The sequence below is a fragment of the Paenibacillus sp. 4624 genome (assembly GCF_050435065.1).
Classification (GTDB): domain Bacteria; phylum Bacillota; class Bacilli; order Paenibacillales; family Paenibacillaceae; genus Paenibacillus; species Paenibacillus amylolyticus_D.
Map to the genome: position 1 here is coordinate 45,097 of NZ_JBNDJR010000006.1, position 12,173 is coordinate 57,269.

General features: G+C 47.2%; 13 protein-coding genes. 6 read left to right on the plus strand and 7 right to left on the minus strand.

All coding sequences use genetic code 11. The annotated features are described in order from the left end of the window. Positions 1–136: 136 nt before the first annotated feature. The 5 genes from ABIE27_RS15050 to ABIE27_RS15070 form a co-directional block, all read right to left on the minus strand. Positions 137–550: a hypothetical protein gene (locus ABIE27_RS15050; protein ID WP_123062920.1), complete on the minus strand. Its 414-nt coding sequence runs from the start codon at positions 548–550 to the stop codon at positions 137–139. Further along, positions 550–1,071 (minus strand): hypothetical protein, encoded by a 522-nt coding sequence (locus tag ABIE27_RS15055; RefSeq protein ID WP_123062921.1) that lies wholly within the window; start codon positions 1,069–1,071, stop codon positions 550–552. Before ABIE27_RS15055 ends, ABIE27_RS15050 begins: the two co-directional genes overlap by 1 nt. A 26-nt stretch (positions 1,072–1,097) precedes the next feature. Beyond that, positions 1,098–1,316, minus strand: a complete 219-nt coding sequence (locus ABIE27_RS15060; RefSeq protein ID WP_123062922.1) for a bacteriocin immunity protein — start codon at positions 1,314–1,316, stop codon at positions 1,098–1,100. A gap of 51 nt (positions 1,317–1,367) precedes the next feature. Further along, entirely contained in the window at positions 1,368–1,670 is a 303-nt protein-coding gene (locus tag ABIE27_RS15065; RefSeq protein WP_429350846.1) for a hypothetical protein, read from the minus strand. A gap of 84 nt (positions 1,671–1,754) precedes the next feature. Next, a complete protein-coding gene (locus ABIE27_RS15070) occupies positions 1,755–2,747 on the minus strand; it encodes a zinc-binding dehydrogenase (RefSeq protein WP_429350982.1) in 993 nt (330 codons plus the stop codon). A gap of 223 nt (positions 2,748–2,970) precedes the next feature. Between ABIE27_RS15070 and ABIE27_RS15075 the strand changes: the two genes are divergently transcribed. The 4 genes from ABIE27_RS15075 (at position 2,971) to ABIE27_RS15090 (ending at position 6,444) form a co-directional block, all read left to right on the plus strand. Further along, the gene (locus ABIE27_RS15075; protein WP_429350847.1) at positions 2,971–3,816 is read left to right on the plus strand and encodes a LysR family transcriptional regulator; all 846 of its coding nucleotides are present in this window, start codon (positions 2,971–2,973) and stop codon (positions 3,814–3,816) included. A 14-nt stretch (positions 3,817–3,830) separates the two neighbouring features. Next, the gene (locus ABIE27_RS15080; RefSeq protein WP_429350848.1) at positions 3,831–4,970 is read left to right on the plus strand and encodes a threonine aldolase family protein; all 1,140 of its coding nucleotides are present in this window, start codon (positions 3,831–3,833) and stop codon (positions 4,968–4,970) included. Between the two features lie 90 nt (positions 4,971–5,060). Next, positions 5,061–5,534 carry an SMI1/KNR4 family protein gene (locus tag ABIE27_RS15085; RefSeq protein ID WP_123062926.1) on the plus strand — a complete coding sequence of 158 codons (474 nt, stop codon included), beginning with the start codon at positions 5,061–5,063 and terminating at the stop codon, positions 5,532–5,534. Positions 5,535–5,568: 34 nt separating this feature from the next. Continuing rightward, positions 5,569–6,444, plus strand: coding sequence for a LysR substrate-binding domain-containing protein (locus ABIE27_RS15090; protein WP_429350983.1), 876 nt, complete (start codon positions 5,569–5,571; stop codon positions 6,442–6,444). A gap of 6 nt (positions 6,445–6,450) precedes the next feature. Here ABIE27_RS15090 and ABIE27_RS15095 read toward each other — a convergent pair whose 3' ends face one another. Together ABIE27_RS15095 and ABIE27_RS15100 are read right to left on the minus strand one after the other, a co-directional pair. Beyond that, positions 6,451–7,440, minus strand: a complete 990-nt coding sequence (locus ABIE27_RS15095) for an aldo/keto reductase family protein (RefSeq protein WP_342554343.1) — start codon at positions 7,438–7,440, stop codon at positions 6,451–6,453. Between the two features lie 106 nt (positions 7,441–7,546). Further along, on the minus strand, positions 7,547–8,578 hold the full coding sequence (locus tag ABIE27_RS15100) for a PocR ligand-binding domain-containing protein (RefSeq protein WP_123062928.1): 1,032 nt from the start codon (positions 8,576–8,578) through the stop codon (positions 7,547–7,549). A gap of 367 nt (positions 8,579–8,945) precedes the next feature. Here ABIE27_RS15100 and ABIE27_RS15105 point away from each other — a divergent pair, with 367 nt between their 5' ends. Together ABIE27_RS15105 and dhaK are read left to right on the plus strand one after the other, a co-directional pair. Then, complete coding sequence (locus ABIE27_RS15105; protein ID WP_090917434.1) at positions 8,946–10,085, plus strand: glycerol dehydrogenase; 1,140 nt, start codon at positions 8,946–8,948, stop codon at positions 10,083–10,085. Further along, positions 10,086–11,855, plus strand: a complete 1,770-nt coding sequence (gene dhaK / locus ABIE27_RS15110; RefSeq protein ID WP_429350849.1) for a dihydroxyacetone kinase subunit DhaK — start codon at positions 10,086–10,088, stop codon at positions 11,853–11,855. It begins immediately after the preceding gene. The last annotated feature ends 318 nt before the right edge of the window (positions 11,856–12,173 follow it).

Sequence of the window (12,173 nt, forward strand, 5' to 3'; positions counted from 1 at the left end):
AATGCCGAAGGCTGGCGTATGTACGATCCTACAGAAAACATCAAGATGGCAACTTTAACACAGAAGCACTTAAAGCAGAATACTTAATGTATAAACAACTCATGTAAGGTACCCTTCCACAGGGGAAGGGCTTAAACTATTCGGGATCAAGTTCCCTCTTGTATTGCTCTACGGGAAAAGGAAACATGCAGCTCTGCCAAATGTCATTCAGCTGTGCTTCTGTCCGTTCATGTGGAACATGCTCTTCGGTGTAAGAGCGCTCCAACTTATCGCGCATAAACGCTTCCGCACGGGGACTAGGGCGAGAGTGAAACTGTTTGGAAAATTCGCCGTGAACGTCTGCCTCTCTCAATTTGCTAAGAGCACTATTTAATAAGGGACTGCCCGCATACAATAAAGATTCAGTCTCTTCACATTCGAACTTGAGAAAAAGAAGTGCCTTCTGAATGGCATGAATCTCGCCTTGAGTAAGATGTACTGCCTGAGTCGTTTCCTCTGTTAAATGTTCACCAGCTTGCTCTGGTGATCGTTGTTCATCACTTGAGTTCATTAATCATCACGTCCCGAGATAGATTGAAGTTCCCGTGCTGCCGAAGCACCGAAGTCGGGATGCGTTTGCAGTGATTCCAGCGCCAGCACAGCATGCGGGAGATGTTTGTTTGCTTTTACAATATCAAAAGCAGCACTTTGAACCAATATGAAGGCTTCCGATTCAATGACCTCCTGAGCCAGTCGAATTTCAACCTCGGTAACAGGGAGAAGGGCTAACGCTAGTAGAGCATAAATCTGTACATCCTCGTCTTCTTCCGGATTGCGTACTAGCTGTCCTGCTGCTTCACGGATGTTAGACAGGAGGGGAGAAGTTCCTGCCATACCGAGGGCACGCCAAGCTTCGATACGTACTAAATCTTCCTCGTACGTATTCATACCAAGAGCAAGGACTTGCGCAGTGAGTTCAGGATCATGTAATTCGATGATCTGACGAAGTGATTCCTGTTTTTCCTCTGATGTGGCTGAATCGAAATGAGGAGATCCAACTGCATCATGTTTTTCTTTATCTTCATTAGACATGTATATCATTCACCTCCTGAATAAGTTCAAGATTGGGGTGGGAGTTGAATTGGGCGTGCTTGGAGCGCTTCTTCTACGATCTGCTCCGCGGTTAACTCACGTTCGTCCCAAAAAATCAGATTGCTAACCTCCGCATAAGGCAACGCCTCCTGCACCTCTGTTAACATATCATCCAACTCTTGCTCAGTTCCTTCCGCGTTCATAATTTTGCGAACTAATACGACGAGATGTTCATGATTGGACATTACAGTACCTCCTGAATGTTGAATTAAAGAAATAAGTTGGGGTAAGCCTGCTTAATCCGACATGGGCTGATCCCATGGATCAAATTTCACGAAAATGGGCAGCAGTTTCGGTGCTAACATGAGATGTAGCGCATCTGTCTTTGGCACCGTATAAGAGATGATATAGTCCCCAAAGTGCGGCTGATATTCAAAGTGTGCGAATGTGACCGTTTGATCTGGATACTTGGCGGCTACGTATAATGTTGCAGCCCCTCTAGCCAGCAATTCCTTCACCAGAGGGATCTGAGCAGTAAGCATGATTACGATGAGTGCAACGATAGCGTGTTTCATGTAACGTTTAAGAAAATGAGTCAAAGACAAAACCCCCTATCTGATGACCATGTCCAAGCATTAGTCTATCATTGATAAGGGGAAAGTTCATGATCACAAGGTCGCTGTTTAGTGCATCGTAATAGCGATATTACCGAACTGCTCGCCTTTTTCCAACCGTCCAAAAGCCTGTGCCGTATGTTGCAGTGGATAGATGCTATCTACTACAGGATGAATCTTATGTTTATCTACCCAATCCAGCATCTGCACAAACTCTTCACGGCTGCCCATAGAAGTGCCGATCAAGCTGATCTGTGGAAAAAAGATCGAACGAATCGGCAGATTCAGATCATCGCCGGAGCTTGCGCCAAACATCACGATTCGTCCGCCTGGTCGGATGATCTTCTCGTATTTGGGAAACATCGCTTGTCCAATACTGTCCAGAATGATGTCCACAGGCTCATGAGGATTCATCAAGTTATTCCAGTTCGCATGACTATCCAAAGCTTGATCAGCCCCAAGACGTAAGGCCTCGTTTCGTTTAATCTCACTTCTGGATGTTACGGTTACCTTCGCCCCTGCAGCCACAGCCATAAGCAGAGCATACGTAGCGACGCCGCCTCCAATGCCAGGAATGAGAATATGCTCACCTGCTTTCAGACCGCCACGAGTGAACAGCGCACGATAAGCAGTTAGCGCGGATAGAGACAGTACACCAGCTTCAATCCAGGAGAGATGTTCAGGTTTGGATAGCACATTGCTGGCAGGCAGCGTGATATATTGCGCTAGTGTTCCATCCGAAGGGCCGCCGACGATACCTGGAACCACAGGCACATCTGCGGTATTTTCCCAGCCGAGCGTCGGGTGAATGATGACTTCTTGGCCTATGGGGATATGTTGCACGTCTTCGCTAACTTCCACCACAATGCCTGCCCCGTCCGATCCGGGAATAAGCGGAGTGTCTTGAGGCGTACGATCTGACATAATGAAGAGATCCCGGTGATTAAGCCCAGCGGCGCGAAGCTCTACAACGACTTGTCCGGGGCCAGCTTCAGGTGTTGGACATGTTGAATATTGAAGACCTTCAAGGCCGCGATGACCTGAATGTATAATTGCATTCATCGTTTTGGATACGTTCATGGATGTTACCTCCCTGTAGGATATCGGTTATTGTGTCATCGTAGTTTTCTAGTAAAAGAGATAGACTACGCTTTACCGAGTCATTGTACAGGTGAGAAGGAAACACGTAAAATAAACAGAAATGAAGGTCAGTATCATAATTAATGATAGATAAGAAACGTTCATATAAAAACAAGCAGGTGAAGAGCACATGGATGCAGGTGATTTGAAGATATTTCAGGCGGTTGCCCGCGAAGGCAGTATCAGTAAAGCCGCCATTGTACTTAATTATGTGCAGTCCAACGTGACCACACGGATTAGACAATTGGAAGCGCAGCTTCAGGTACCGTTGTTTCATCGCTCTAATCGGGGGATGCTGCTCACTCCAGCAGGGGAGAACCTGCTGGGATACGCAGATCGAATATTGGAATTATTAGATGAAGCAGAGCAGGCCGCACAGGAAGGAAGCCCACCGTCGGGAAATCTTCGTTTGGGTTCGATCGAGACAGCAGCTTCTCGTTTCCTGACACCGCTTCTGGCAGAGTACTGCGCATGTTATCCGGAGGTACGTTATTCCCTTGTCACAGGTGGCACACACGAGCTGAATCAGAGGGTTATCGTGCATGAATTACATGGTGCTCTGGTGTATGGCCCCGTCGAACATGCGAAGCTGAAATATATGAAAATATACGACGATGAACTGGTGCTCATTGTTAAACCGGGCGAACATGACATGTCAGCGCTGCTCAACAGACCGATGTTGTTTTTTGAGGTTGGATGCAGTCATCGTACTCAGGCGGAGGATTTTTTGAAGACCCGAGGGGTTCATTCATTAAACGTTATGGAATATGGGACACTCGATACCATTATCAATGGCGTCACAGCCGGGTTAGGCGTATCCTTGCTGCCCCGTTCTTCGGTGGTTCAAGCGGCATCCAGAGGTGAGGTGCAGATTGTATCATTGCCTGACCCGTATTCTCGTCTGGAAGTAGGATTTGTTTATGCTCATGGTGAACATATATCTAACGCTCTTCAAGCTCTAGTGGAGATTATGACGGTACCGGAACAGTAAAGGAGAGGTTGATTTTGTATAAACGTACAGGCACTGAAAAGGATCATGATGTAGAACAAAATAACAAATTAACGCTTGCCGACGCATTCGGTCAGGCGGCGTACATTGTAGGCGGGCACGGCAGCCGCAAAGTGAAAGTGCTGCAGGAGGCGCTGGAACAGGTAGATGGAGAAACATTCAGTGACCACTACGGTCACGGTTCAATTATTGATGAGTTCCAACAGGAAATGGCAGATGTGCTAGGGAAGGAATCGGCGGTTTTTTTTCCAAGCGGCACGATGGCGCAGCAGATTGCACTTCGTATCTGGTGTGACCGGGCAGGTATCAAGCGAGTTGCGTATCATCCACTGTCTCACCTGGAGATTCATGAAGAAGATGGGCTAAAGGAGCTGCATCAGATCGAAAGCATTTTGCTGGGCGAAGCGGATCGTTTGATTACACTGGGCGATGTGAGAGGAATGAAGGAGAAATACGCCTGTTTGTTACTTGAGTTACCGCAGCGTGAGATAGGCGGGCAACTGCCGGCTTATGAGGAACTGGAGGCGATTTCGGCGTACTGCCGTGAGCACGGGATCAAGCTGCATCTGGATGGAGCGCGGCTGTTTGAGATCACACCTTATTATGAGAAAACACCTGCGGAGATTTGTGGTTTGTTTGATAGTGTATACATCTCTTTTTACAAAGGTATTGGCGGAATTGCGGGAGCTATTCTTGCTGGAGATCCGGACTTCATGCAGGAATCCAAGGTGTGGAAACGGCGGCATGGCGGGGATCTGATTGGACTATATCCCTATATTCTCAGCTCTCAATATTATTACAATGGACGTATTGGCAAAATGGGACATTATTACGAACAGGCCAAGGAACTGGCGTCACTGTTTAATGCATGCTACGGGATTCGCACGATCCCTGAAATTCCCGTCTCCAATATGTTTCACATTCATTTTGCACTTGCCGCTTCCGAAGTTGAACCACTGCTTGTGCAGATGGCGCAGCAGTTTGATATCGCGATTACATCGTATCTGAACAAAACCGGAGGTAACAGTTGCTTATTCGAAATGTCGACAGGGGATCGATATGATCTGGTGCCGCAGGACAAGCTGCAGGCCGCGCTGACCTGGCTGGATGGGGCGCTGCAGAAACAGTTGTTGTAGGGAGTCATCGACGTTGTAAAAACTTTGGGTGAGATTTGAATTACTATGGTTTCGAATTATGTTACATGACCAAGGGAGGGAGTTAGCCAGATGAAAGCTTCGGAACTGGAACCGATTCGAGAGTTGTTGGTGCAGGCATATGGTACAACGATGGGGCAGGGCAGTAAACCTGAAACCGAGCAGGACATCGAGAGTTTCGAGCAAAAATACCAAGTGAAGCTTCCAGCGGTATATCGCGCGCTGCTGCTTGAATTTGGAGCATGTAACTTCGGTGATCCTGCCTTATTTTCTGCCAAAGAGCTAGACTGGGCGTATCCCGAGTTTCTGGATGCGTATCGAGAGTACGAGAAGGAATACGACCTGCCTAGCGGGCTGAAGCTTTTTCCAATCGGCGGATTCGGTGAGGGCAGTATTGCCGTTTTGGATGAGACTTCTGGCAAAGTGTTAATGCTCATTCATGACGACGCGAGTGATCTTCCTTTGCGTGAAATCGAGCCAGACTTCTATAGACTGATGATGTTACTGGCAGAGTCTGCAATTTGGGTGGAGAAGCAGATGAAGTAACGGGGAGAGGTGCATGGGAGGTGTATCAGGTGTGATGGATATTCGTAAATTACGCTACTTTATCGCCGTGGCGGAGGAACTTCATTTCCACCGTGCGGCTGAAAGATTAAATATGACTCAACCGCCGCTGAGTCAACAGATTCAAAATCTGGAAGAAGAACTTGGCGTAAAGCTGTTGGAACGTACGAAAAAGACGGTTAGGCTAACACCTGCAGGAGCCGTGTTTCTGGATCAGGCAAGACTAATTTTAGCTCAGCTTGAACGATCTATCCAGCTTACACAGAAGGTTGACCAAGGCGTCGTTGGTCATATAACGGTAGCTTTTGTGGATTCGGCTTCAGGCAGTATGATGGTCGATGTGCTAAGGCGATTTCGGGCAGTGTACCCACAGATCGAAATTACACTACGTGAGATGACATCTTATGAACAACTGCAGGCACTGCAAGATGGACAAATCCATATTGGATTTTTACGATATCAGGAGCATACGCCAAATGTATGCTTTCAAATCTTCCAGGAAGAAACGTTAATGGTGGTGGTTCCAGACGATCACCCTTTGGCAGAGCAGATTCAAGTGTCGATTACTGACTTGGCGGAAGAGGATTTTATTTTGTTCCCTAGCCATCTGGGCACACCGTTTCATCGTCTCGTTCGGGAGTACTGCAGGGAGCATGGGGTAGAACCGCGAATTACGCAGGAAGCCATCCAGATGTATACGATTGTGAACCTCGTTGCTGCAGGTATGGGAGTGTCCATTGTTCCTTCTTCGGTGGAGGTGTTTCAGCGCAGAGGTGTGGTATTTTTACCTTTAATAGAAAAACCGCCCTCCGTACCCTTATACATGGCATGGCGGACGGACATTAATCAGGGTGTGATCACCCGTTTTATACACATGGACAGGAGCGACTAATCTACATTAACCCGTCAGGACAGGATTCCTCTCAATCCATTTTCCTAATATTTCATCAATTCGAGTGAGGATATCCTGATCCAGTTTCACACCGGAAGCTTTTACATTTTCCAGTACTTGTTCTGGCCCGGATGCCCCAATAATCACTGAGCTGACATAAGGATGATGAAGAACCCAGGCAACAGCGAGTTGAGGAAGAGTCAGACCTAGTTCCTTCGCTAGAGGAAGAAGCTGTTGTACAGCAGTCAGCACATCATCGTGCAACCAATGACCGGCGAGCTTGTTGAAGAATGGTTTCCCTGCTTTGGCTGCTGCCCGTGATCCGGGCGGCACTGCTGAATACGGAAGGTATTTACCCGATAGTATGCCTTGAGCGAGTGGAGACCATGTAATCTGTCCCAGACCTGCTTGTACGCTTGCTGGCACAACTTCTTGCTCAATTACACGCCATAACATCGAATACTGCGGCTGACTCGCGATGAAAGGTACACGCAACTCTTTAGCTAGTGCGGAGCCTTGCTCAATCTGAGCAGCTGTCCATTCGCTAACCCCGATATAATGAACCTTGCCTTGACGAACAAGATCAGCAAACGCAAGGAATGTCTCTTCCAGTGGAGTGTGTGGATCATAGCGGTGAGCGTAATAGACATCGATATAATCCGTTTGCAATCGTTGTAATGAAGCACTGCAGGCTTCCATAATATGTTTGCGGGAAAGTCCTCTGTTATTGTGACCTGGACCGGTTGGATGACAGACTTTGGTGCATAGTTCAATACTCTCTCTTGGTACTCCCTTGAGAGCCTCTCCCAACACAGTTTCCGCCTTGGTATTCGAATATACGTCTGCCGTATCAAATGTCGTAATACCTGCCTCCAATGCAGCTTGGACACAAGCTTGTGCTGTTGGATCGTCAACTTGTGATCCATGTGTAATCCAGTTGCCCAGCGAAATCTCACTGACGGTTAAACCGCTGTTTCCCAATTTGCGATATTCCATTTGTCATGCCTCCTTACTCATCTGGACTTCATTGTAGCAAGTGCAGATGATCAGGTGAAATATCTATTAAGCACATGATTGATATGAAAAACATATCACAGGTTAATCAGCTCTCCTGAATATATTTACGATAGAGGGCAGGCGTGATTTCCTCGAACTTTTTAAATATTTTAATAAAATACCCCGCTTCATTAAATCCCAACTCATCGCTGATCTGCGAAACAGGCATGTCTGTGACCTCCAGCAGCTGCTTGGCCCACTTGATTTTGAGCTTGGCGAGATACGTGGTAAAATTTTCACCCGTCTCCTTGGCAAATAATCTGCTGAAATAGCTTGGACTCAAGTGGCACAGATCGGCTGCCTGCTTTAGCGATACTTGTTCGCTCTTATGGCTATGGATATATTCAAAAGCAGGCTGGAGTACCGGATTGAGACTCTCTGTATCACTTGGACTATTTTTGAGATAAGCATCCGCAATGGCATTGGTCATCTCCTTTTTGATCGACTCGATGTTACGGATCGAATACCCCGGCAGGATGGTGGACAAGTTGACGGATTCCTGATTGCCAGAAGCTTTTTCGAACATCTCCACCAGCAAGTTTTTGTTCAAGGCTTCCTCCACAATATAGTTGCAGAGCAGCGACAGCATATTCGAAATCTTCACAATCTCCTCATACGTCATGACAGGTAATTGGTCGTAATCTGCCTGCAACTCCTTCATTTTCGCATCATGCATCGGTACGTTTTTGGACGTCACGATCTGCTCCAGATCGCTCCCCTTCTCGGGATCGGCCAGTTTGACTTGTCCAGCCATCACCGCGCCAATATATTTCCCATCAATGGTAATTGGAATCGCAATATCAATGATATTGAAATGACAGAGATAAACGTAAGGCTCGTTAAGGCGAACAGCCTCCAGACCGCCGCGAGAATCACACTTTTGACAATAGGGAAGGAGCTCGGGGTCTTTGCGAACGTTCTGGCAGAATGCTTGACAGCTGCTATGGCTGGTAACGGGTATGCCTTTATAATCGACGGTAAGAATGGCAAGTTTGGTGACGGTGGCAAGGGAATCTTGAAGGCGTTTCCACTTGTCTAGATCCAGTATTTTATTGATGTGCAGATATTCTTTAATCATGTGAAAAACCTCCGTAGCAGATCGAACTCATCGATCGGAGAGTCGTTAAAAAGTTAAAAGTTGTACATATTAAGACGTGAACAGGACGGGTAATGGAAAATAGGAGGTCAAAATTCAACCATCTCATGACAATAACATACCACGATTATGCGAAAAAGCAAAAAATTACGATTGCAAATTATAATAATTTGTTATCAAAGTCCACTGTAAACGTCTTGTTTCTGCGTTATATTTAGGTCAATTGCAACAGTTAAAATTTGATGTAACACGGAGCAAGGCCGCTTCACCTTTGAATTTCAGTTAAGAGGGACGAGTGCTGCCGCGCAAAACATTCTATTAAATCTACTTTTAGGAGGCATATCATATTATGAGAAAAGCATTTATCAGCCCAACCAAATACGTGCAAGGCGAAGACGAATTGTTGAACCTGGGTTATTTCGTAAAATCCTTCGGAGATTCTGCATTGTTGATTGCACACCCGGATGATGTACAGCGTGTCAAAGCCAAGCTGGATGCAACAGCAGAAAAATTCAATATCACGTTTGTTGAAAGCGGTTTTAGAGGTGAATGTTCACGTGAGGAAGTTGCTCGTTTGCAAGAAATCGCGAAAGAAAAAGGCTGCACATGCACGATCGGTCTCGGTGGCGGTAAAGCCATTGATGCCGCGAAATGTGTTGCTGAAGGCGATGCACTGATCATCTGCCCAACGATTGCAGCAACAGACGCACCGACAAGTCACTCGGCAGTATTGTACACACCAGAAGGTTCTTTTGACGATTACGCATACTTCAAGCAAAGCCCAAGCGTGGTGCTCGTAGATACAACCGTTATCGCTAATGCACCAACACGTTTCCTCGTATCCGGTATGGGAGATGCATTGTCCACATACTTCGAGGCAAGAGCAACAGCGAAATCCTATTCCCGTGTGAATGCAAGTCTGCCAATGGGTTCCCGCGAAGGGTACACGCCTTCTGCTGTAGGAACCAACGCAGCGCTGGCGCTTGCTAAATTGTGTTACGAAATGCTGCTTACGGACGGCGCCAAAGCAAAAGTAGCGAGCGACAGCAACGTGGTAACTCAAGCCCTGGAAAACATCGTAGAAACGAACATCCTGTTGTCTGGTCTTGGATTCGAAAGCGGCGGTCTGGCTGCAGCTCACGCGATTCACAATGGTCTGACGGTTCTGGAAGGTACACACCACTATTTCCACGGTGAAAAAGTATCCTTCGGTACGATTGCACAGCTCGTACTTGAAAATGCACCAACCGAAGAATTGCACCAAGTGATGGACTTCTGTCTTTCCGTAGGATTGCCTGTAAGTCTTGCAGATATCGGCGTAGAAACCATTACACAAGAAGAATTGTTGAAAGTAGCAGAGATTGCGTGCATTCCAGAGGAATCCATCCACGCGATGCCATTCCCGATTACAGTTCCTGAAGTAGCCGCAGCGATTGCAGCAGCTGACCGAATCGGACGGGAGTACAAAGCTCGCCAGGAGGCAAAATAAATGAAAAAAATCATCAACCAGGCTGAACATGTTGTCATGGAAATGTGCAACGGGATTGCGCTCGCGCACCCGGAGCTGGAATTCCTAAAAAAATATAAAGTGATCAAACGCAGAGAGATTCAAACTGACAAAGTCAGCCTGATCAGCGGCGGCGGCAGCGGTCACGAGCCAGCACATGCAGGTTATGTGGGTAAAGGTATGCTGGATGCGGCTGTGTGCGGAGATGTATTTGCATCCCCTTCCCAAATCCAGGTTTATCAAGCGATCAAAGCAACGGCAAGCAACAAAGGTACACTGCTTATCATCAAAAACTACAGCGGCGACATGATGAACTTCAAAAACGCAGCACATCTGGCTGAAGAAGATGGCATCAACGTGCAATATGTACGTGTGGAAGATGACATCGCTGTGCAAGACAGCTTGTACACGGTAGGACGCCGCGGTGTAGCTGGAACTGTTCTGGTTCACAAAATTGCCGGTGCCGCAGCAGAAGAAGGACGCAGCCTGGAAGAAGTGAAGGCTGTTGCCGAGAAAGCGGCGCAGAACGTGCGTAGTATCGGCTTTGGTTTCACTTCTTGTACGGTTCCTGCCAAAGGAACACCAACCTTCGAAATTGCGGAAGACGAGATGGAGTTTGGCGTTGGTATTCACGGTGAGCCTGGTATTCGCCGGGAGAAAATCGTCTCTGCAGATGAGCTTGCAGGACGTATGGTTTCCGCATTGCTCAAAGATATGAAGCTGGATCAAAATGCGTCCGCCGAGATCGCTGTGCTTGTGAACGGTTTTGGTGCGACCCCTCTGCAAGAGCTGTACTTGCTCAACAACTCGGTTCAACGTGAGCTTGCAGGACATGCAGGTCTTAACGTAGCGACGACATTTGTAGGCAACTACATGACCAGTATCGACATGGCAGGTGCATCAGTTACCATTCTGAAGCTTGATGATGAATTGAAAATCTTGTTGTTTAAGGAAAGCGACACACCTGCGTTTAAAGTGTCCGGCCCTCCAGTGGCGCAAGTTGCTTACTCCGAAGCGCTGGAAGCGGTTGTGACTGAGGATGCTCCAGTATCTTATGAAGTGCAGACGGATGCGTCAGCAGCTGTTGTTGAAAACAATCAGTTCTCACTGGATAACATGGTTTACCTGATCGATAAAATGGGCGAGATCATCATCAAGAACGAAGTACCGTTCTGTGAACTGGATTCCCATGCCGGTGACGGCGATTTCGGAATGAGTGTAGCCAAAGGCTTCCGTCAATTGAAGCGTGAGTGGAACCACATCGTTAACGAAGAGAAAAAAGATATCGGTTCATTCCTCGATGCATGCTCTCTCGTCATCATGGAGTATTGCGGCGGAGCATCCGGCCCAATCTGGGGTTCGGCATTCCGTGCAGCGGGCAAAGCGGCAGGTGAGAAACAACAGTTGAATGTCGCTGAGTTTGCTGAAATAATGCAGGCAGCGGTTCAAGGCATTCAAGCAACAGGTGAACGTTCCTTCGGACGCGGTGCAGTTGTGGGTGACAAAACGCTGATCGATGCACTCGTTCCATGCGCAGATGCCTGGACGCAAAGTGCAGCGTCTGGCGACGACTTCAAAACTGCATTTGCCAAAGGTGCAGCAGCAGCGGTTGATGGTGCGAAGAAAACGGAAGATATCGTAGCACGTATGGGACGCGCAGGTACGGTCGGTGACCGCAGCCTAGGATATCCGGATGCTGGCGCGTATGCGCTGGGTGTTATTTTCACCGAACTGTCCGAGTCTTTGAAGTAAGAGAGGATTCATTGAATTTGCTTGCATGACGATATAGATTATACAGAACGATACAGATATGAACTGACACAGGTGACGGCGCCGGAGTCCGGCGTCGTTATGTGTGCTTTTTTTAGGCCATATTGAGTCAATATTTACATGTACTCATTTACATCCAATTCGAATAGTTAAATTTAGATTTATTGTTGGCTTGTATTGTTAACTGCATTATGACATGCTGTTTCGCTCATTTCCTTGAGGGAAGCGTATGCATAGTGATATCTATTTATCTATATAATTTGAACTAAAGATTTTACACAGTCCACTCTGATGACAGAA